This window comes from Thiomicrolovo sp. ZZH C-3, assembly GCF_054862725.1.
The window spans coordinates 732,328-751,787 of the sequence record NZ_JBTKXX010000001.1; the positions used below are offsets into that span (position 1 = coordinate 732,328).

A 19,460-nucleotide genomic window follows, 5' to 3' on the forward strand; every position below is an offset into this window, starting at 1 on the left:
GTCTAGTAGACGACCAGCTCGTCTATGAGGGCGTTGATGGCGTCGAGGTTGGCCTCTTCGTCGGTGCGGGAGATGGCCAGTTTGGCCTCGGGCGCGATCTTCTGCGCCGTTTGCAGAATGGTGTTGAGGTACTCGACGGGTTCTTCCCCATCCTTGCCGTGGCGCAGGTGTAGGTCGACCTTCTCGGTCAGTTTGCCCAGGCGGATAAAGTGGTCGCTTTTGCAGCGGATCAGGCCGCGGTTCATGCTCCCCCAGATCTCGTTGACGAGGGAGAGGGCGTCGTCGACGAAGCGGTAGTCGACGTAGACGGCGCTTTTCGAGGCATGGTCAAAGCGTTCGGCGAGGTGGATGGTCTCGCCGAAGGCGTCCGTATCGATATAGGCCCGGGAGATGATCGCGTTTTCGCGGGCGAAACGCATGATCTCCGCCAGGTTGGAAGGGTGCTCGCCGAAGATAGCGTTGTCGAGGAACTGGGAAGCGTTGGCGTAGTCGAGCTCGATCTCGAGGTGCTCGAAATAGCGCCGGCCGGCGTCCTTGTCCGTGTCGATGCTGCAGTCGAAGATCTCGATGACATCGACGAGGGTTGTTTCGACGCGCTGCAGGTGGCGTCCGAACCAGTAGAGATTGGTGGCGACGTTGGTGCTCAGCAGTTGATCCATCTTAAAGCTCCATGACCCAGGTGTCTTTGAACCCGCCGCCCTGCGACGAGTTGACAAGGTAGTTGCCTGCTTCCATCGCGTAGCGCGTCAGCCCGCACTCCCAGACATTGACCTTCTCGCCCATGACGACGTAGGCGCGGAAGTCCGCCTTGCGGGGACTCAGTTCCCCTTTGATCAGACACTCCTCGTCATAGAACTCGACAAGCTCCTGGGCGATAAAGCGGCGCGGGTTGGCCTCGATGATCGTCTTGAGGTCCTCGAGCTGGATCTTGGACATGGCGTGCCCGAACATGACGCCGTAGCCGCCGGCCTCTGCGACATCCTTGACGACGAGCTTGTCGATGTTGTCGAAGATGTACTTCTTGTCCTTTTCAAAATAGGGCAGGTAGGTCGGCGCGTTGTGCATGATGGGCTCTTCGCCCAGGTAGTACTTGATCATCTGCGGAACGAAGTAGTAGATCCCCTTGTCGTCCGCCACCCCGTTGCCGACGGCGTTCATGATTGCCACGTTGCCCGCGAGGTAGGCTTCGATGATGCCCGGCACGCCGATGAGGCTTTCGGGATTGAAGAACTTGGGGTCAAGGAAGTCGTCGTCCAGACGGCGGTAGACCGCCCCGACGCGGATGCGGCGGCCGTCGTAGTTTTTGAAGTAGAGGACCTTGTTCTCCACGACGAGTTCGGCGGCGCGGACCAGTTCGGCCCCGATCTGCCCGGCGAGGTAGCTGTGCTCATAATACGCCGAGTTGTAGCGGCCCGGGGTCAGGACGACGTTGATGCCGCCGGTATTGACGTACTCCATCGCGTTGCGAAGGTAGGAGGAGTACTGCTTGATCGGCTCGATCTTGAGCTCTTCGAAGAACTCCGGGTAGATCTTGCGGTAGGTGTCGCGGATGGAAAGGGGGTAGCTCGCCCCGCTGGGGACACGCAGGTTGTCTTCGAGGATGACCCACTCATCGCTCTTGGTATCCTTGACGAGGTCGATACCGTTGATGTGCGTCCGTACTTTCTGTGACGGGGAGAAACCGACGAACTCTTTGAGGTACCCCTTCGCCTGGTGGATGAAGGTTTCGGGAATGATGCCGTCCTTGACGATCTTGGCATCGGTGTAAAGGTCTTCCAGGAAGAGGTTCAGTGCGGTGATGCGCTGCTCGAGGCCGCGCTGCATCTTGCCGAACTCCTGCTTGGAGATGATACGGGGGATGACGTCAAAAGGCAGTGAACGTTCGATGAAGTTTCCGTCTTTATAAAGATTGAAGTTGACAGCGAACTTGTCCATGTAGCGCTGAAACTCTTCGACTTTCTGTCGATCCTGCCGGGAAAAAATTTCCCAGAACTTTTCGTGTAGTTTTCCGGTTTCTTCTATCAATGTATCTCCCTTGATGCTTGTATGCGAACATCACTCCGTTCCGTGGGACCACGGTAGCAAGGGTGGTGTGGGTATATAAGATCATATTGCATATTCTATGAGAAAATGCTTTTATTTGGTGCTTTTGTGGTGTTTGTTTTTTCGTCAGTGCACGGCGGGCTAGCCGCCCCGGTCCGTGGACTTGATGAACGGGCGTTCTTTCAGGCTGATCCGGTGCCAGAATGTGGTGGCAGGCGGGGTGCGGTTGAGGAACTTTTTACGCATCTAGGCCACGATCAGGTTGTCAAAGAGATCGTTGATGGCGTCAAGGTTAGCCTCGTCATCTTTTTCATCAATGAGCATCTCCGCCTCCGGCGCGATCCGCTGCGCGGTAATGAGGATGTTATGCAGGTAGATGACCGATTCGTTCCCGTCCTTGCCGTGGCGGAGGTGGAGGTCGACCTTCTCGATCAGTTTGCCCAGCCGGATGAACTGGTCGCTTTTGCGCCGCAGAAGGCCGCGGGCCATGATCCCCCAGATCTCGTTGATGAGGGAGAGGGCATCGCCGATGAAGCGGTAGTCGACCTTGGCGTCGGTCTTTAAAGAGGTATCGAGGAGGTTGAAGAGCCTGATCGTCTCCCCGAAGGCTTCGGCGTCGAGGTGGGGGCGGCAGATAATGGCGTTTTCCCGGGCACTGCTCATGATGCCGGCCAGGTTGGCGGGGTGCTCGCCGAAGACGGCCTGCTGCAGGAAGTCCTGCGCGTTCTTGTACTGCAGTTCGATGCCGAGATGGTCGAAATAGCGTACGCCTGCTTCTTTGTCGGTGTCGATGACCTTGTTGAAGAGCTCCAGCACGTCGATCAGGGTCGATTCGACCCGCTGAAGGTGCCGCCCGAACCAGTAGAGGTTGGTCGCGACGTAGGTCGTGAGGAGCTGGTGCTCATGGCTGTGCTGGGGCCAGGTTTCGACGAATTTGATGCTCGGGTACTGCCGGTAATCGGCATAGCCGTTGAGATAGTCACGAAGCCTTTTGAAAAGCGTCACAACGTTGAAGGTCCAGATATGTTTGGGGTCTCTGTCGACCGGGGGTACGTGTACTGCGTTCATTGTGCGCCTCCTGCTGATACGGCGGGTCCAGTCGGGCTCAAACACGGTTTCGAGCATAGATTTTGACCATTATAAAACGCCAAACGAAGGAGAGAGCCGATTGTCTGATTAACTTTTGTACAAACTGCACTTTTTTAGCATGAAATATGGGTTAATTCACAGAAATAAACTGTCAAATCAGTCGAAAACTTAGAGGAAGTGGAACTTCTGACCCGCAAAGGGTTGGATGCGGCAGTGCACAGGCAGGCGGCGCTGTGATGCGTGTCTCACGAGGCAGGGGGGACGTTTTCAAAGCCTTCGGCACGCTTGTGGAGCGACAGGATCATATCGCGGAAAACGAGAAAATGCAGGGGGATGAGCAGGTGCCAGTACAGACGCCCCCACACCCCCTTCGGAATGAAGTAAGCACTCTGCACGAGGTGGTCGCCGTCGATCCTGAACTCCAGCCAGGCTCTGCCGGGGAGTTTCATCTGCGCAAAGAGCAGCAGCCGTTCGTCCGGGACGACATCGACGACCTTCCAGAAGTCGAGGCTGTCGCCGACGCGGAGTTCATTCTGCGATCGGCGGCCCCGGTTCAGCCCGGCGCCGCCGGCCAGCTTGTCGAAGAAGCCCCGCAGTCTCCACAGCGGGTCGTAGGCGAACCAGCCGTTCTGTCCCCCGATGGCGCAGACGCTTTTAAAGAGGGCCGGAGCCGTACAGTTCCCCAGCGGCAGGGTCTTGCGGTCGACGAAAACGGCGTCGGCGATCGAACGGCCGTGGTCGGTTTCCCAGACATCGCCGCCGCGGTCGCTCCAGCGGCTGAGCACCTGCTGCTCTTCGGCCTCCTTGAGCGCCCCGGCGACGGCACTTTTGAACGGGGCCGGCTGGATATCCGGGAAGAGCCGTGCAGCGTTGTCGTTCTGCACAACGACTTCGGATCCGAGCCCCTCGATCAGGGAACGCGCCACGGCGTAGGGCACGGGCGTGAAGAGGTTCAGCCAGTACGAGGAGAGGGTGACGGAGAGAAAGGGGACCGGAAAAATCAGGCGCTTCAGCCCCATCACGCCGGCGCACAGGCGCATCATCTCCCCGTAGGAGAGGACCTCCGCCCCGATGTCGACCGTACGGCTGCCCGTGATCGCGGGGCTGCGGGCGGCGTCGAGGTAGGCGATGACGTCGTTGACGCCGATGGGCTGGGCGCGGGTACTGACCCATTTGGGTGTGATCATGACCGGGAGTTTTTGGATGAGGTTCCGGATGATCTCGAAGCTCGCGCTTCCCGACCCGATGATGACGCCGGCACGGAACCAGAGTACGTCGATCCTGTCGGGGCGGGCCGAGAGGAGCTCCCCGGTCTCGATCCGGCTGAGCAGGTGTTCGCTCGTGCCCGTTGCCTTGACGCCGAGCCCCCCGAGGTAGACGATTTTTTTCACCCCCGCCTGCAGGGCGGCGTCGCGGAAGTTGACGGCGCTGGTGCGGTCTTTCTCGGCAAAATCACCGCTGCCCAGGGAGTGGATGAGGTAGTAGGCGACGTCGATCCCCTCCATGGCCTGTACGAGCGCTTCGGGCGTGAAAGTGCTTCCCCGGACGACCTCGGCGCGTGCGCGTACCGCGCCTCCAAGGGCGTCGGGGTTGCGCACCAGCAGGCGCAAAGAGACGCCGGGGTCTTCCAGCAGCCGCCGTTTCAGCCGCCGCCCGATATACCCCGTGGCCCCGGTCAGAAGAATACGCTGGTTCGGTGTATCTGTTTTCATACTATTTATTGTAGCACCGATTGGCATCAACCGGAGGCTTCAAGTGACTGAGGGCAGTGTTTCAGCGGCTGCTCTCTAAGTGCGAACGCAGCGCCATGGATTTGGGGTAGGGGTCGAGGAAGGTCTGTTCCAGGAGGTACTCTACCCCGTACTTCATTGCCAGGAATTTGATGGTGCTGACCGGGGTCATGAGGGTGAGCACCTTCGCCGCGTAGTCGTCGATCTGCTCATGCAGTATCGCTTTTTCGGCGGGGGTGAGGAGGCGCTTGAAGAAACCGGCCATATGCTCGAGGACGTTGCGGGTGCGCCGCAGGGAGCTTTTTTCGGCGATGGCGCTTTTGAAGAGGTGCTCGTAGGTCTGCATCACCTCCGCCGGCGTTCTGTTCTCGGCGTTGGCGACGACGCGTCCCATCTGCCGGTAGCGGGTTTCGTCCTTGGACTGCAGCAGAAACTTGTTGACGGTGTGGAAGCGGACGAGGTCGTGAATGCCCCGGCATTCGGCTTTCATTTTTTCGAAAGCGTCGTAGGCGAAGAGCTGCATGATAAAGTTCTCCCGCAGCCATGCATCCTGCAGCCGTGCCTCCTCCTCCATCGGCAGCAGGGGGAAGGCCTCTTTGCATCGCTGTACGAACAGACCGTCGTGCTTGCCGTCGCTGTGGCCGTTGGGCAGATGCATCTTCGCGCTGCCGAACCCGCAGCTGGGCGATTTGGCCTTGAAGATGATGCCGGTGAGCGGTGCCCCGCGCAGACGGCCGAGCTCCGTCTGCACGCTTTCGGCGAGCGCAGCCGTGACATCTTTCCCTGTTTTGTTCGAGAGGACGTAGGTATGGGTCTCGTCGTGTACGAGCCTTATCGAGGGGCGCGGGGTGCCGAAGGCGAGGTTTTCGGGGCAGAACGGCACGAAGGTCGCGTACTCCGCGAGCGATTCGGTCAGAAAGCGGAAGTGCTTGTGGCCGCCGTCAAAACGGACTTTTTCGCCGAGCAGACAGGCAGAAACGGCAAGGGTCATGGAAGCTCCTTTCAGCGGAAGATATAGGTCAGTTTGAACATCAGCCCCGCGGAGGGTTTGATGCGGTAGCTCTCCAGGGCGTCGGCCGCGTGGTCGTAGAGGTGGATCTCGCGCCGGAAAGCGTAGAGCAGGTCGCTGCTGAACTCCCACTGCTCCGCGGGGCTCAGGCGCACCCCGGTGCTTACCTGGTAGTCCTGGGCCTCCAGGTAGCCCCGGGGTTCGATGCCGCTGTTGTCTGCGAGCCTTATGACGGCCTGCGAAAAGAGGAAGCCGGCCCGCAGCAGAACGCCGGGGGCGATATGGTACCCGGCAAAGGCGCGCGGGAAACCGACGACGGCGGTGAACCCGTCGTCGGCACGGGCACGGTAGCTGTAGCCGATGACGGGGAGGGCGAGGGTCGTGATGGGGTGGTAGTTGACGAAGGCCCCCATCTGCAGCGAGTGGTCATGGTCGATCTTATAGGCGAAAAAGCCGAAGACTCCCCCGCCCAGGGCATTGCCGTCGAGCTCACGTTCGTAGGTGGCGTTCATGTTCACGGAGAGGAGCATGTTCCAGTGCGGGTCCAGGCGCCGGAAGAAGTTGCCGAAAATCCTGAACCGGTTCATCTGTTCGATAGGGGCCTTCCCCCGGTAAAACGGGAGGGACGCTTCATCTTTCCAGCTGAAACGCCACCGCGCATAGTTGATCCCGCCGAAGGCGTTGTTGATTTTGACGTTGTACTTGCCCGTGCTTACCTTGGCGTCATAGCCGGCGATGCCGCTTTCGGCAAGCCGTACGGCTTCGACGGAGAGCTTCGGCTGGACCATCTTTTCGAGCAGCGAGGGGCGTACCTGCGCGGCGAGGGATGCGACCATGACAAAGAGCAGGAAGAGCGCCGGCATCCGCATCCTTTCGCAGGGGAGATAAAGGAGGGTATACCAACTTTCTTTAAACTCTGCGAAGCGACAGGCGTCTATGTTGCTTCTTTAGCCGGACTTTTGTTCCGGCAGGGCGCGGGCAGTGCGGCCTCAGCGTTTGCGGGCGTTGATGAAGTAGACGGCGGCGGTGCTGACCGCGCCCCCCGCCACGAGCCAGAAGGAGGGGCGTTCCCCAAGCAGCAGGAAACTGGCCACCAGGGCGGTCAGCGGCACGAGGAACATATAGCTGCCGGCCCTGGCCGAGCCGATCTTGCCCGCGGCGACAAAGAAGATGGTCGACGCCACCGTCTGCCCCATGATGGCCAGAAAGAGCAGCCCCGTCCAGAAACGCCACTCCTGGTCCGGCACCGTGCCTAACCCGGCGGGCAGCGCCGGAACGAGCGCGATGGGCACGGCGAAAACGGCCAGCCAGAAGTTGAAATGGATGGGCTCCATCTCCGTATGCGACTGCTGCCCCAGGAGGGTGAGCACGGCCCACACCAGCGCACTGCCGATAAAGAAGACGTTGCCGCTGTGCAGCAGGTCGGCGTGCCAGACTTCCAGCATCAGCATCCCGCCGAACAGCCCGACGCCCAGGCCGAGCAGCTGCGGCGGGGTGACACGGGTGCGGAAGACAAGGAGGGCGAGCAGGGCGGTGAGGATGGGGCTGGCCACGGTAATGATGACCCCGCCCGCCCCGGCGCTGCCCGTCTGTACTCCCCAGAAGGCGAAGTACATAAACGCGACGTTGAGCGCGCCTGCGGCAACGGCGAAGCGCAGCGTCCGGCGGTTGAGACGCAGCGGCTTGCGCCGCCAGTAGAGGATGGGCAGGAAGGAAACCGCCATGATGGCGAAGCGCAGAAAGGTGACGGTCTCGACCGGGACCTCAGTATCCGTCACGACCTTGAGCGCGGGCCAGCCGATGCCCCACAACACCATCGCCAGTACGATCCAACCCGCCATTTTTTTTCCCTGCAGAAAATTTCGGGAATTATACTGCGATAACGGCACGATGTGAGATTTCAATGATTTCTATTTGCTACTTTGCTATCATGGCTTTTGAACGAAATGTATGATTTACCCCGGTTTCCAATAGATAAACATACATTTTTGCTTGCTAATAAATAGTTAGGTGTAGAGGCTGACATGAAAGATAAAGAACGACAAAAATATGCAAATGTCATGAACGAAATTAACAGAAGAACAAATGTGGTTCAATCATTTTTAGCTGGTGAAAGAAATGCTATGTATAACGTAGTTAACATTGAATTGATCTGTTTGCAAATTAGAAAGATTTTAGAATTGATTGCTTTGGGTTCATTAGTAGCGAATCAAAAAATCTTTCTCAAAAAAGTCAACAATTTACAGAAGATGTGGAATGCTAAATACATTTTGAGTGATATAGAAAAATTAAATCCAGACTTCTATCCCCGCCCCATTGACGAACAACCAAGTAAACTGGATGGTGTAGTAAATGATTTAATGGATGTGACAGAAGGTTATTTGACGAAAGATGATTTCATATTGATATACGATAAATGTGGAAAGATTTTACATGCAGAAAACCCATTAGGTAATGGCACAGACTATCAATATTATGAAAAACATATCCCAATATGGATGCAAAAAATAAAAAGATTACTTGGTACACACAAAGTCACATTGCTTAATGACAAAAATATGTATTTAGTTCATATGCAAGAACATGGAAAAGAAGGAGCGACTGTATATGTATTTGTGCCACAGAGAAAAGCACCTAACAAATCATAGGAGACCAATCAAAAACCCGCAGGCGGCTTTTTGATTGCTCATTTTAAACGTTGTGTAAAAGAAGATGAAGGAAGGTAAGAAACATGAAAAGTGACACTCCGATCATCAGGCTGTTTTTCGCAAAAATGAAAACAGCGTTTTTTGAACTTTTGGAAGAAGAGAGAGCTGCATTTATGGCTAAGGACAGGGCGAACCTCGACAGCCTGGGGATGAAAGCGGTCTCGATGATAGACTGCAGCAGTACGGATGAGAAGTGGGACTATATCGGGGTGGAGAGCTGGCCGTCAATGGACGCGGTCAAAAAGCGTGAAGCGTTCGAGAATGAGGAACTCCATATCTCCGACTATGTCGACTATGAGGTCCACATGGGGGTGGAACAGTCGTTTGAGAACTATGGAAAGTGATCACAGCCCCGCAACCGGCTTATGCCTCACATTTTAAATGTAAACTTCCAGGAAAAAAGGAGATGAACCAGTGAAATCTGACAGGTATGAAATCGGAAGGGAGATGCTGGGCAAGGTCGGCGGCGATCAGGGGGATAAGATCATTGAGGCCCTCAGTGCAATCGCTCCGGAGTTCGCTGACCTGCTTGTGGAGTTTCCCTTTGGAGACATCTACAGCCGTCCCGGGTTGGACCTGCGCTCCCGTGAGATCGCCACGGTGGCTGCCCTGACGGCCATGGGGACGGCCGCGCCCCAGTTAAAGGCCCATGTGCACGGTGCGCTCAATGTCGGCTGCACGCCGCAGGAGATCATCGAGATCATGATTCAGATGGCGGTCTATGCCGGTTTCCCCGCCGCGCTGAACGGGCTCGCGACCGCCAAAGAAGTTTTTGACGAACGGGGCATCCAAGTCGATCGTTGACGGGTGGAGGATTCCGGGCGCTTCAAAACCGTGTTCGGACAGGCCCTGAAGCGGTAATTACCCCGCCCACTTCTCCAGTTTCGCCGCGTTGTGGTTGTAGTCGGGCTCTTTGGACTCCGGGTCGAGGAGGTCGTTGGTGAGGTAGTTGATACGGCGGTCGGTGACGGGGACGAAGAGGGTCTTTTCGCGGATGTTTTCTGTCACTTTCGCCTCGAAGACGAGCGAACCCCTCGCCGTCGTCACCTTGACCTTGTCACCGTCCGCGATGCCCGCGTTCTGCGCATCCTCACTGTTGATCTCGATGTAGCTCAGCGGTTTGTGCTTGAGCAGGCGGTCGACGAAGGCGGTCTTCGTACCGCTGTGCCACTGGTCGCGGGTCCGCCCGGTCGTGAGCAGGTAAGGGAACTCCAGCGAGGTGTTTTCGCTGCGGCGTTCATTCTGCACGAAGATGAGGTTCGCCCGACCGTCGGGGGTGAGGAACTCGTTGTTGTCAAAGAGCCCTTCGCCCCAGACATGGCCGCCGTTTTTGAGGCTGGCGGCGTCGACGCCGCTGATGTCCATGTGCCCTTTCGGGCTGAGCGCCGTCATGCGGCGGTACTCGTCCCAGATCGCTTCGGCGTTTTGGTAGTCAAAGGCGCTTACGAACCCCATGGCCCGCCCGATCATCGAAAAGATCTCCCAGTCGGGTTTGCAGTCGATGCTGCGGCGGGTCAGACGCTCCTGGCGGGTGATGCTGCGGTCCATGTTGGTCTGGGTGCCCTCCTTTTCGCCCCAGGGGGCCGCCGGCAGCCGCAGGTGGGCAAAGGGTTTCGTTTCGCTGTCATCGTAGGCGTTGATCTCGACAATGAAGGGCACCTTCTTCAGCGCCGCTTCGACCCGGCTGCGGTTGGGGAGGTGGTAGACGGGGTCGGTGTGGCAGATGATGAGGACGTCGAGTTCGCGCCGTTCGGCCGCTTCGATCATCTCGAAGGCTGTCAGCCCGGGAGCGGGGGCGATGTTCTCCGTACCCCAGAATTCGCTCACCTTGGCGATGGACTCCTCGTTAAAATCGAGGTGCACGGCGAGGGTCGTCGCCAGGCCCCCGACCTCGCGGCCCCCCATGGCGTTGGGCTGGCCGGTCAGGGAGAAGGGGCCGTTGCCGGGACGGTTGATCTTGCCGGTGAGCAGGTGGAGGTTGATGAGCGCGAGGTTCTTGTCGACCCCCTGTGCGCTTTGGTTCAGCCCCATCGTCCAGGCGGAGATGACGTTCTCGCTTTCGTAAAAGAGTTCCATAAACGCTTCGAACGCCTCTTCTTCCAGCCCGCACCGTTTGAGCAGCTTCTTGGTCGGGATCTTCTTGATCTTTTTAAGATAGGCGTCAAACCCGTTGACGTGGGCGTCGAGGAAGGCCTCGTCAGTTTTGCCGTCGTCGACGATGCGGCGCGCGACAAGGCTGAGGAAGTCGATGTCGGTGCCGACGCGGATGGGGAGGTGGAGGTCCGCCTGCTCGGCGGTTTCCGTGCGGCGCGGGTCGATGACAACGGTTTTGAGCCCCTCTTTTTTCGCTTTTTTTATCTTGTTGTTAAAGACGACGTGCGCTTCAGCAGGGTTCGCACCGATCATGATCAGCAGGTCGCAGTGCCCGATCTCCTCCATACGCACGGGAACGTAGTCGGCGCCGAAGACCTTCTTGTGGGCGACGACGGCGCTGGCCATACAGGTGCGCGAGTTGGTGTCGACGTTGTTGGTGCCCAGGAACCCCTTGCCGAGCTTGTTGGCGACGTAGTAGTCCTCGGTGAGCATCTGGCCCGAGAGGTAGAAGCCGATCCGCTCGGGGGAGGTGGAGCGGATGTTGTGGACGATCGTCTCAATGGCCATCTCCCAGGAGATATCCGTAAAGTCTTCGTAGGCTCTGCGCAGTTTGGGGCGCAGCAGCCGGGTCGGTGTCTCGATGGTATGAAGCTCGCTGGCCCCCTTGGAGCAGACGAGCCCTTCGTTGACGGGATAATCGATGTCGCCGACGAGGCGGCGGGTGTCGTATTCGATGCCGCAGCCCACCCCGCAGTATCCGCAGACGGATTTGATTTTCATAACAGGCCTTTCTCTATATATAGGGGTTGTATTTTCATTGTTGCTGACGTATTATGACATTCTTTGCTAAGAAAATATTAAGACTATTGTATAAAAAACATACAAAAAATACGTTAAATTCCTCCCTATACCATGCCATAATGGTGCAACCGAAACAGAGTTTCAAAAAAAATAAAGGTTAAAGCAATGAAAAGTGCATCTGGATTGAAAGGTTTGACACTGGCCGGACTTGCCCTCGGGCTGGCGGCGACGACGCTGATGGCAGGCGTCGAAAAGAAGAAGCTGACCATCGGCTTTATTGCGCTGACGGATTGTGCTCCAATCGTCATCGCGGAGGAGAAGGGCTTCTTTGACAAGTACGGCCTGGATGTCCACGTCGTCAAAGAGGGCGGCGGCTGGCCGGGGATCCAGCAGAAGGTGATCAACGGCGAGTACGACTTCTCGCACGCCCTGGCTGGGATGCCGATTGCGGCGACGCTGGGCATCAACGGTGATGCAAACCTCCAGGCGCTGCTGAGCCTCGACTTCAACGGCAACGGCATCACGTTCGGCAACAACATTATCAAGAAGATGAAAACCTACGGTATGGACGAGAAGACACGTCCGCTCGGTTCCGAGTCGCTGAAAAAGTATATTGACGCCAAGCATCAAAAAGAGGGTGGCAAATACCAGCCGCTCAGTTTCGGCATGGTCCACCCGGTCTCGACGCACAACTACGAGCTGCGCTACTGGATGGCATCCTCGGGCATTGAGCCCGACCGCGACGCGACGATCAAACCCTTTCCGCCGCCGACGATGCCCAGCAACCTGATCGCCGGCAACATCGAAGGGTACTGCGTCGGGGAGCCGTGGAACGAACGGATCGTCCTGAAGAAGAAGGGCTCGACCCTCGTCACCAACTACGACATCTGGAACAACAATCCCGAGAAGGTGCTCCAGGCCCGGGCGGACTTTGTCGAAAAGAACCCCGAAACGACCAAGGCGGTCATGAAGGCGATCATCGAGGCGCAGATGTGGCTGGATGAAAGCTGGGAACACCGCAAAGAGGCGGCGAAGATCCTCAGCAAGCCCAACTACGTCAAAGCGCCGGTCTCGGTGCTTGAAAAGTCCATGACGGGGACCTTCCAGTACCTCAAAGGGCAGGACTCCGAGCCCAACCCGATGTTCAACGTCTTCGCCAACTACTACGCGGCGTACCCCTTTTACAGTCACGGCATGTGGTTCATCACGCAGATGTACCGCTGGGGTCAGCTCGACAAGCCCGTCGATATGAAAGCGGTCATCGAGAAGACCTACCGCCCGGACCTCTTTGAGATCGCGGCCAAAGAGGTGGGGTATGCGCTGCCGCCGAGCCCGTGGAAGAAAGACGGCGTGGACAAGTACAACATGTTTATGGACGGCAAGGTCTACGACCCGAACAAAGCGGTTGAGTATATCTACAGCTTCAAGGTGACGAACCCGCTCGTGAGCGAGGCGGACCTCAAAGCGGCCAACGCCTGGGAGGGAAGCCTCAAGACGGCCCAGCCCGACTACGTCTGCCCCTACGGCCCTGCCGGCTGTGCCGACCCCAAATACGTCACGAAATAAATCTTCGGCCCTTCGCGGCTGAAACCAGGAAAACATGATGCAGGAAATTATCAAGAAAACCGCGCTGCCGCTGATGGTGCTGTTCGTCGTGCTGGCGGGCTGGCAACTGGTGGCCAACAATGTCGAAGAGTTCCCGACGCCCCACAATACATGGGTGGCGGCCTTCGGGGGAATCAATGCCGACGGCGACGAGATCGAGGGGGTGCTCTCCGATCCGTTCTACGTCGAGAACGAGGATGACAAAGGGATCGCCTGGCAGATCACCAACTCCCTCGGCCGGGTCTTCGGGGGCTTCGCGCTGGCGATCCTCGTGGGGATCCCGGTGGGGCTGCTGATCGGGATGAGCAAAAGCTTTATGCTGGCGCTCAACCCCTATATTCAGATCCTCAAGCCGGTCTCGCCGCTGGCGTGGCTGCCGCTGCTGCTGATGGTCTTCCAGGATATCAACCTGACGGCGGTCGCAACGATCTTTATCACCTCCATCTGGCCGATCATCATCAATACGGCCCTGGGGGTACGCAGTGTCAACCAGGATTACCTCAACGTTGCGAAGGTGCTGCAGTTCACCCCCTTCGAGACGATCCGCAAGATTATCCTGCCCGTCGCGGTGCCGTACATCTTTACGGGGATGCGGCTGAGCCTGGGGATCGCCTGGCTCGTCATCGTTGCGGCGGAGATGCTTACCGGCGGGATCGGTATCGGGTTCTGGATCTGGGATGAGTACAACAATCTGAACTACCCGAACATCATTATCGGGATCATCATTGTCGGTGTCGTGGGGTATATCCTCGACGTCATCATGGGCAAGATCGCCGATTTCTTCGACTACCGAAAACGCGCCTAAGGAGGACAGCATGGGTAAATTTCTCTCACTGGAACATGTCGACAAGGTGTTCCCGCTCCCGGGCGGGAAGGAGTACGTAGCGGTCCGGGACGTCGACCTGGAGATTAAAAAGAACGAGATCATCTCGATCATCGGACATTCGGGCTGCGGAAAATCGACGCTGCTCAACATGATCGCCGGGCTCGACCTCAACACGGCCGGCGGGATCTTCCTGAACAACAAGGAGATCGGCGGCCCGGGCCCCGAGCGCGCCGTTGTCTTCCAGAACCACTCGCTGCTGCCGTGGCTGACGGTCTACCAGAACATCGAGATGGCCGTCAAGAAGGTGATGCCGGAACTGAACAAGCAGGCGCTAGCAGCACGCGTCATGAAGTTCGTCAGCATGGTCAACCTCGACCACGCCAAGGACAAGTACCCCGGCGAGATCAGCGGGGGGATGAAGCAGCGCGTGGGGATCGCCCGCGCGCTCTCCATCAAGCCCGAGGTCCTGCTGATGGACGAACCCTTCGGCGCCCTTGACTCGCTGACGCGCGCCAACCTCCAGGAGCACCTGATGCGTATCCAGGAGAAGGTGCAGAACACCGTTATCATCATTACGCACGACGTGGATGAAGCGGTGCTGCTCAGCGACCGGGTCATCATGATGACCAACGGCCCCGAGGCGACGGTGGGGGAGATCCTCGAGGTGAACCTGGAGCGCCCGCGCGACCGTGTGGCGCTGCAGCATGACCCTGAGTACGTCCGCTGCCGCGAAGCGATCCTCAGTTTCCTCTACGAGAAGTTCGCCAAGGATGACGAATAACGAAGTGAACAACCGGTCATAGTGTGTTTCTGCCGGAGCAGGGGAGGTATTCCCCCGGCATTCCGGTGCAAAAGATCGCCGGTATCTGTGGGGAGTCCCGACGCATCATGCGGGGCTCTCCAGAGGTGCCGCCTCGGAGATTGTAAAAGGATAAATTGAATGAAGAAGTGGATGATGTCGCTGGCCGCCGTGCCGGTTATTGTGGGAAGTTTCAGTGTGGCCGCAACCGCGGCGGAAGAGATCGTCCTCCTGGACGGTATGAAGATGAGCGGGGAGATCCGCCCGCGCTACGAGATGGCGGACGTGAAGGATAACGGCCTCGATACGGCCAACGCTTTCACGGCCCGTACACGCCTCGCGGTCGAAGGGACCCTCCTCGGCCTTGAAGGTCTCAGTGCCAAAGTGGGAATGACCTCGGTCAACAACTTCGGCTACAACGACTACGCGCCGCAGGATGCGACCTATGACCTGATCCTCGACCCGCAGCAGGCGATCCTGACCGAGGGTTACCTGGCTTATACGGCGGCGGACACGACCCTGCTCGCGGGGCGCTCCTTCGTCAACCTCGACGACCAGCGCTTCGTGGGGACCGTCGGCTGGCGCCAGATGGAGCGTGCCTACGATACGGTGACACTGAGTAACGGTTCCATCGACGGCCTCTCCCTGATGGGGTCGTGGATCTATGGCTACCAGGGTGTCAACGCCAACCCGACGACGGACACGGGCTCACTGCTCCTGCACGCGACATACACGGCGGGCAAGGCGCTCTCCGTCACGGGATTCGGCTATATGCTTGCGGATATTCATGACACCTACGGCCTGCGCATTGCCGGCGATATCGCCCTGGACGGTGTGACGCTGAACTATGCGGCTTCCTATGCCAAACAGAATGACGCGTCGCTGACGTACGCCCTCGATGATGCGCCGGAGATCGACGCGGCCTACTACGACATCGCCCTGGGCGCGAACATCTCCGGCCTCATTGTCGGGGCGGAGTACGAGGTGCTCGGCGACGCCGAGAGCAACAGCACCAAGGGCTTCACGACTCCGCTGGCGACCCTGCACAAGTTCCAGGGGTGGGCGGACGTCTTTCTGGGGCGTACGGCAGGCAGCAACAACGACGGTCTGGCGGACCTGAGCGGCAAACTGGGGTACGCAGCCCCGGGCTTCGGGAAGGTGCTGGGGGTCTACCACAAGTTTGACGCGCTCTCCGGCGCAAACAAGGACCTCGGCAGCGAGTTTGACGTGCTCTACGCCAACAAGGTTCCGGGCGTCAAGGACCTTGCGTTCCTGGCCAAGGCGGCCTTCTATTCCAAGGGCGACACCGGTAACGACGTGACCAAAGTCTGGGCCCAGCTCGATTACAAGTTTATGGTCAAATAAAGTTCGTGCGGCCGGTCCGGCCGCCGGGGACGGTCATGTTTTTTGACGCTTCTTCACCACCGAAGGCGCATTAAAAAACATACGAAGGATTCATGATGCAAAGAATTACCCTTCCCGTTGTGCTGCACAACCCGAAGATACTGCTGATAGGCGGCGGGCCGGTTGCCCTGCAAAAGGCGCAGGTAATGCGCCGCAACCAGATCGATTTCGACGTTATCGCCGCGCTGTGCAGCGAGCCGATGCGTACCCTTGTCCCGGAGGCGTGTGAACGCCCGGTGACGGAGGAGGATTGCCGGGAGTACGGCATCATCATCGACGCCACCGGCAACCCCGGGGTCACGGCGATGCTGACGGCACTGAAGCAGCGGCAGCGTTTCCTGCTCAACGTCGTCGACGTTCCGGAACAGTGCGACTTCTTCTTTGCCGCACTGGTCGAGCAGGGGCCGGTCAAGATCGCGGTGAGTTCCGGCGGGGGCTCGCCGGCAGTGGCCCAGGCCATTCGCGACAAGATCGCCCGGATGCTGCCCGCGTCGATGGCCGCACTGGGCCGGAAGGCGATGCGCGAACGCCTCGCCGGGCAGATCCGTCCGGGGGCGCTGAAGGCCGAAGCGAACCGCCGTCTCGGACGGGTACACCTTGTCGGCTGCGGCACGGGGGACGTGGACCTGCTGACACTCAAAGCGTACCGCCTTATCACGGAAGCCGACGTCGTCTTCGTTGACCACCTCGTCAGCGAGGAGATCAAGGCGCTCATCCCCAAAGCGACGATGGTCATCCACGTCGGCAAACGCAAGGGGCACCACAGCATCAAGCAGGAGAAGATCAACGCCCTCCTGATCGAGTATGCGCAGAAGGGGCTGGAGGTCGCGCGCCTCAAAGCGGGGGACCCCTACATTTTCGGGCGCGGGGCGGAAGAGGCGCAGGCGCTTGTCGCGGAAGGAATCCGCGTCGAAGTCGTGCCGGGGATCTCTTCGGCCGTCGCCGGACCGCTCGCCGCAGGGATCGCCCCGACGGCGCGCGGGTACGCGGCGAACCTCTCCATCGTCTCCGCGCACCTGGCGGGTAACCGCATCAACACGGAGTGGATCGATCTGCTGAAGCTGAAAAACCATACGACCATCGTCCTGATGGGGGTCTCGCGCGCCAAAGAGATCGTGGAGAAGGCGCTGGAGGCCGGCGCGGAAACAGCGATGCCCTGCGCCGTCATCTCCAACGCCTCCCGGCCGGACCAGCAGCGCTTCATCACCACGCTTGAAGGGCTGCCGACGGTGGCCGCAAACGCCCCGCGCCCCGCGATCATCGTCTTCGGTGACGTCGTCAACCTGCACGCGGTGCTGCCGCAGTACATCAACGAAGGGGCGTGCCATGATCAGCGTATTGCAAGCGGCCTCTGAAGCCCGGAACACCAAAACGAACAAGGTCGAGCAGACCAAGGCGCTCAAAACCCCCAAAGAGGCGTTCGAGCAGATCGCCGAGTACGCCAAAGCGGGCTACGGCAGCATCCCCAAGGAGGACCTGGGCTACTTCCTGAAGTGCTTCGGCATTTTCGACCGCCCGATGACCCCGGAGCGTTTCATGATGCGGGTGCGCATTCCCGGCGGCCAGCTGGATGCGGCCCAGGCGCGCACCGTCGGCGAGATCGCCAAGGAGTATGGCCAGGACTACATGGACATTTCGACCCGGGCCCAGATCGTACTGCGCTACCTGAGCATCGAAGCGATGCCGGAGATCCTAGAGCGCCTTGAAAACGTGGGTCTGACGACCTTCCATACGGGGGTCGACAACTTCCGCAACATGGTCAACGACCCTCTCGACGGGGTGGCCTTCGACAATATCCTGCCATCCCAGGGGCTGCTGCAAAAGCTGCAAGAGCTTTTCCTGGGGCACTGGGAGTGGGTCAGCGCCCTGCCGCGCAAGTTCAACACGGGGGTTTGCGGGTCGCTCGCCAACCGCTGCAACATCTTCGGGCAGGACTGCGGCTTCGTGCTGGCGCAAAAAGAGGGTGTTTACGGCTACAACGTCTACCTCGGCGGACGGGTCGGGGTGATCGCGCGCAACGCCGATATCTTCGTGCGCGACGAGGCGGAAGCCGTGGCGATGTTCCGGGCCCTGATCGAGCTCTACCGCGATTACGGCTTCCGGGACAACCGCAACAAGAACCGGCTGCACTTCCTGATCGAGGCGGTGGGGATGGAGGCCCTCGCCGCGGCCATCCGTGAAAAGGCGGGCATCGACTTCGCCACGGCCGGGGAGACGCTGACCCAGCTTGACAACAATGACTCTGATCAGGGGCGGGTCCAGCTGAACAACGGCACCTTCGCCGTCCATGCCGTCGTCCCCTCCGGCGTCTTCAGCGGCAGCGACCTTGTCGCCGCGGCGGAGGCGGCGGAGACGTTCGGCGACGGGCGTGTGCGCCTCGACATCGAACAGAGCCTCTACCTCCTCGGGGTGGATGCCGTGCGCTACGAGGCCCTGATGGAGACGCCGTTTTTCGGGACCTATCAGAGCGTATCCAGCCCCTATTTCAACCACCTGATCGCCTGCGCCGGCGAGGAGCACTGCCCCTTCGGCGTCATTCCGAACAAACCCGATGCCATCGAGATGGCCGAGTATCTGAGCCGCGCGGTGCCGCTGGAGGGCGGCCGCGTGCGGATGCACTGGTCGGGCTGTGTCAAAGGGTGCGGCCTGCACGGGGTCGGTGACGTCGGTTTCGAGGGGTGCAAGGCCAAGGTGAACGGCGAGACGGAGCACGGGGTGCACATCACCCTCGGGGGCAAACTCACTTCCGAAGGGCAGGAGGGGTACAGCGTCATGAAATCCGTGCCGCTTCGGATCGCGCGCTACCACGTCGAGTCACTGATGCGCGAGTACCGCCGCCTGCGCAACGCGGGGGAGAGCTTCGGACAGTTCCACGACCGGGTGCTGGCCCACTACTCGCCCGCGGCGATCGGCTTTATCATGCAGCTGCAGGCCTACCTGCGCGACAAGACGATTGCGCTTGAATTCGGATTCGAAACGGGTGCGAAAAGCGGCCGGAACGAATCGTTCGAGCTCTTCGATTTCGGTTGCCGGCTCTATAAGAAACTGACGGGCGAAACGGCCTACCCGCTGCAGGCGCACTATATGCCCTCGGAAGGGGAACGGCTGGATATGACACCGCTCGACCGCCCCGGCATCGACGCCAACCTGGCCCGGATGGTTGTAAAGATGCTCGAGCCCAATACCAACCTCCGCGCCAAAGCCTTTACGGAAGTCAACGGCTTCGTGGCACTCTCCCAGGCATAAAACGCTGAAACCTTCCTGTACAGCGTGCCCCTCTCCCCGGGCGATTCCATAAAAAAGAGGGTGTGACTGCTTACCGATATGCGGTGGCACTGCCGCCAAATCGTTG

17 protein-coding genes are annotated in these 19,460 nt (G+C 59.1%); 9 read left to right on the forward strand and 8 right to left on the reverse strand.

Annotated elements, in window-relative coordinates; genetic code table 11:
- Positions 1 to 2: 2 nt before the first annotated feature.
- The 7 genes from ACXWTF_RS03725 to ACXWTF_RS03755 form a co-directional block, all read right to left on the reverse strand.
- On the reverse strand, positions 3 to 659 hold the full coding sequence (locus ACXWTF_RS03725; protein WP_461713666.1) for an alpha-E domain-containing protein: 657 nt from the start codon (positions 657 to 659) through the stop codon (positions 3 to 5).
- Position 660: 1 nt separating this feature from the next.
- Positions 661 to 1,935 carry a circularly permuted type 2 ATP-grasp protein gene (locus tag ACXWTF_RS03730; RefSeq protein ID WP_461713667.1) on the reverse strand — a complete coding sequence of 425 codons (1,275 nt, stop codon included), beginning with the start codon at positions 1,933 to 1,935 and terminating at the stop codon, positions 661 to 663.
- Positions 1,936 to 2,289: 354 nt separating this feature from the next.
- Positions 2,290 to 3,111, reverse strand: a complete 822-nt coding sequence (locus tag ACXWTF_RS03735) for an alpha-E domain-containing protein (RefSeq protein ID WP_461713668.1) — start codon at positions 3,109 to 3,111, stop codon at positions 2,290 to 2,292.
- Positions 3,112 to 3,377: 266 nt separating this feature from the next.
- Entirely contained in the window at positions 3,378 to 4,844 is a 1,467-nt protein-coding gene (locus ACXWTF_RS03740; RefSeq protein ID WP_461713669.1) for an SDR family oxidoreductase, read from the reverse strand.
- 61 nt (positions 4,845 to 4,905) lie between these two features.
- Complete coding sequence (locus ACXWTF_RS03745) at positions 4,906 to 5,853, reverse strand: YbgA family protein (RefSeq protein WP_461713670.1); 948 nt, start codon at positions 5,851 to 5,853, stop codon at positions 4,906 to 4,908.
- An 11-nt stretch (positions 5,854 to 5,864) separates the two neighbouring features.
- Positions 5,865 to 6,734, reverse strand: a complete 870-nt coding sequence (locus ACXWTF_RS03750) for a hypothetical protein (protein WP_461713671.1) — start codon at positions 6,732 to 6,734, stop codon at positions 5,865 to 5,867.
- Between the two features lie 126 nt (positions 6,735 to 6,860).
- The gene (locus tag ACXWTF_RS03755) at positions 6,861 to 7,712 is read right to left on the reverse strand and encodes a DMT family transporter (RefSeq protein WP_461713672.1); all 852 of its coding nucleotides are present in this window, start codon (positions 7,710 to 7,712) and stop codon (positions 6,861 to 6,863) included.
- A 183-nt stretch (positions 7,713 to 7,895) separates the two neighbouring features.
- Between ACXWTF_RS03755 and ACXWTF_RS03760 the strand changes: the two genes are divergently transcribed.
- From ACXWTF_RS03760 to ACXWTF_RS03770, 3 genes are all read left to right on the forward strand, one after another.
- Entirely contained in the window at positions 7,896 to 8,519 is a 624-nt protein-coding gene (locus ACXWTF_RS03760) for a hypothetical protein (RefSeq protein ID WP_461713673.1), read from the forward strand.
- 173 nt (positions 8,520 to 8,692) lie between these two features.
- Positions 8,693 to 8,923, forward strand: coding sequence for a hypothetical protein (locus ACXWTF_RS03765; protein ID WP_461713674.1), 231 nt, complete (start codon positions 8,693 to 8,695; stop codon positions 8,921 to 8,923).
- A gap of 70 nt (positions 8,924 to 8,993) precedes the next feature.
- Positions 8,994 to 9,383, forward strand: coding sequence for a carboxymuconolactone decarboxylase family protein (locus tag ACXWTF_RS03770; protein WP_461713675.1), 390 nt, complete (start codon positions 8,994 to 8,996; stop codon positions 9,381 to 9,383).
- A 57-nt stretch (positions 9,384 to 9,440) separates the two neighbouring features.
- Here the strand turns inward: ACXWTF_RS03770 and ACXWTF_RS03775 are convergent, their stop codons facing one another.
- Positions 9,441 to 11,453, reverse strand: coding sequence for a molybdopterin oxidoreductase family protein (locus tag ACXWTF_RS03775; protein WP_461713676.1), 2,013 nt, complete (start codon positions 11,451 to 11,453; stop codon positions 9,441 to 9,443).
- Between the two features lie 186 nt (positions 11,454 to 11,639).
- On the opposite strand from ACXWTF_RS03775, the gene ACXWTF_RS03780 reads away from it, so the two are divergent.
- From ACXWTF_RS03780 to ACXWTF_RS03805, 6 genes are all read left to right on the forward strand, one after another.
- Entirely contained in the window at positions 11,640 to 13,040 is a 1,401-nt protein-coding gene (locus ACXWTF_RS03780) for a CmpA/NrtA family ABC transporter substrate-binding protein (protein WP_461713677.1), read from the forward strand.
- Positions 13,041 to 13,077: 37 nt separating this feature from the next.
- Positions 13,078 to 13,884: a nitrate ABC transporter permease gene (gene ntrB, locus ACXWTF_RS03785; protein ID WP_461713678.1), complete on the forward strand. Its 807-nt coding sequence runs from the start codon at positions 13,078 to 13,080 to the stop codon at positions 13,882 to 13,884.
- Between the two features lie 10 nt (positions 13,885 to 13,894).
- Positions 13,895 to 14,686: an ABC transporter ATP-binding protein gene (locus tag ACXWTF_RS03790; protein WP_461713679.1), complete on the forward strand. Its 792-nt coding sequence runs from the start codon at positions 13,895 to 13,897 to the stop codon at positions 14,684 to 14,686.
- Positions 14,687 to 14,845: 159 nt separating this feature from the next.
- Positions 14,846 to 16,069, forward strand: coding sequence for a hypothetical protein (locus tag ACXWTF_RS03795; RefSeq protein WP_461713680.1), 1,224 nt, complete (start codon positions 14,846 to 14,848; stop codon positions 16,067 to 16,069).
- 95 nt (positions 16,070 to 16,164) lie between these two features.
- Entirely contained in the window at positions 16,165 to 17,463 is a 1,299-nt protein-coding gene (gene cobA / locus ACXWTF_RS03800) for a uroporphyrinogen-III C-methyltransferase (RefSeq protein ID WP_461713681.1), read from the forward strand.
- Entirely contained in the window at positions 17,435 to 19,354 is a 1,920-nt protein-coding gene (locus ACXWTF_RS03805) for a ferredoxin--nitrite reductase (RefSeq protein ID WP_461713682.1), read from the forward strand. Before cobA ends, ACXWTF_RS03805 begins: the two co-directional genes overlap by 29 nt.
- Positions 19,355 to 19,460: the final 106 nt, after the last annotated feature.

Bases quoted from the DNA above. Each gene is read 5' to 3' on its own strand.
- ACXWTF_RS03725 (WP_461713666.1), bottom strand. From the start codon at position 659: ATGGATCAACTGCTGAGCACCAACGTCGCCACCAATCTCTACTGGTTC.
- ACXWTF_RS03730 (WP_461713667.1), bottom strand. From the start codon at position 1,935: ATGGACAAGTTCGCTGTCAACTTCAATCTTTATAAAGACGGAAACTTC.
- ACXWTF_RS03735 (WP_461713668.1), bottom strand. From the start codon at position 3,111: ATGAACGCAGTACACGTACCCCCGGTCGACAGAGACCCCAAACATATC.
- ACXWTF_RS03740 (WP_461713669.1), bottom strand. From the start codon at position 4,844: ATGAAAACAGATACACCGAACCAGCGTATTCTTCTGACCGGGGCCACG.
- ACXWTF_RS03745 (WP_461713670.1), bottom strand. From the start codon at position 5,853: ATGACCCTTGCCGTTTCTGCCTGTCTGCTCGGCGAAAAAGTCCGTTTT.
- ACXWTF_RS03750 (WP_461713671.1), bottom strand. From the start codon at position 6,734: ATGCCGGCGCTCTTCCTGCTCTTTGTCATGGTCGCATCCCTCGCCGCG.
- ACXWTF_RS03755 (WP_461713672.1), bottom strand. From the start codon at position 7,712: ATGGCGGGTTGGATCGTACTGGCGATGGTGTTGTGGGGCATCGGCTGG.
- ACXWTF_RS03760 (WP_461713673.1), top strand. From the start codon at position 7,896: ATGAAAGATAAAGAACGACAAAAATATGCAAATGTCATGAACGAAATT.
- ACXWTF_RS03765 (WP_461713674.1), top strand. From the start codon at position 8,693: ATGGCTAAGGACAGGGCGAACCTCGACAGCCTGGGGATGAAAGCGGTC.
- ACXWTF_RS03775 (WP_461713676.1), bottom strand. From the start codon at position 11,453: ATGAAAATCAAATCCGTCTGCGGATACTGCGGGGTGGGCTGCGGCATC.
- ACXWTF_RS03780 (WP_461713677.1), top strand. From the start codon at position 11,640: ATGAAAAGTGCATCTGGATTGAAAGGTTTGACACTGGCCGGACTTGCC.
- ntrB (WP_461713678.1), top strand. From the start codon at position 13,078: ATGCAGGAAATTATCAAGAAAACCGCGCTGCCGCTGATGGTGCTGTTC.
- ACXWTF_RS03790 (WP_461713679.1), top strand. From the start codon at position 13,895: ATGGGTAAATTTCTCTCACTGGAACATGTCGACAAGGTGTTCCCGCTC.
- ACXWTF_RS03795 (WP_461713680.1), top strand. From the start codon at position 14,846: ATGAAGAAGTGGATGATGTCGCTGGCCGCCGTGCCGGTTATTGTGGGA.
- cobA (WP_461713681.1), top strand. From the start codon at position 16,165: ATGCAAAGAATTACCCTTCCCGTTGTGCTGCACAACCCGAAGATACTG.
- ACXWTF_RS03805 (WP_461713682.1), top strand. From the start codon at position 17,435: ATGATCAGCGTATTGCAAGCGGCCTCTGAAGCCCGGAACACCAAAACG.